The sequence below is a fragment of the Alcanivorax sp. HI0044 genome (assembly GCF_001634945.1).
On the sequence record NZ_LWEZ01000930.1, the window covers coordinates 1 to 607 of the forward strand.

1 protein-coding gene is annotated in these 607 nt (G+C 38.7%); it reads left to right on the plus strand.

Annotated elements, in window-relative coordinates; translation table 11 throughout:
- Positions 1 to 62: 62 nt before the first annotated feature.
- The coding region (locus A3730_RS10880) for a putative capsular polysaccharide synthesis family protein (protein ID WP_231883929.1) at positions 63 to 607 on the plus strand (545 nt) is incomplete at its 3' end.

The window sequence follows — 607 nt, forward strand, 5'->3', positions numbered from 1 at the left end:
TGGTTAGTTGTTTTCTTTCTGAAAAGGGTGCTTGGTAAATAATGTTAGAGAAGTACTTTAAATTGAAAGGCGAAGATTGCGTTTTTGTCTATCAATATGGAAAAGTTGGATCGACGTCACTTTCTCAGGCGCTTAAGTCAGGGGTCAATATGCATGATCTCTATGGGAATGTCATGTGTCCCCCCGGCTTTAAGTATCGCTATACGCTTGCTTACAAAGTGCTTTTTTTCATCGATCGTTTCATAAGGCGTTTTTTTATAAAAAGAAGCTCTGAGATTTTAATGATTGTTCCATTGAGAAGGCCAGAAGAGAGAAATGTGTCAATGTTTTTCCAGGATCTTCCTTTTTGGTATGTGAGTTATTTTTCCAAGAATCCAGGATATGCGAAAGGAGAGGGGGTGGGTATTCTTCAGGAGATTTTTTCTGAATATTTCCCTCATTACGCTTGTGATGCTTGGTTTGATAAAGAGTTTTCTCGTTTTACCGGTATTCGTCTTGAAGATATTGAATTTGATACCGAGTCGGGGCTGGGATTTTCCGAAAAAGGGAAGTTTAAATGTCTCTTTATTCATCACGATAAGGTCGATACAGATTTGGGTCGGAAGTG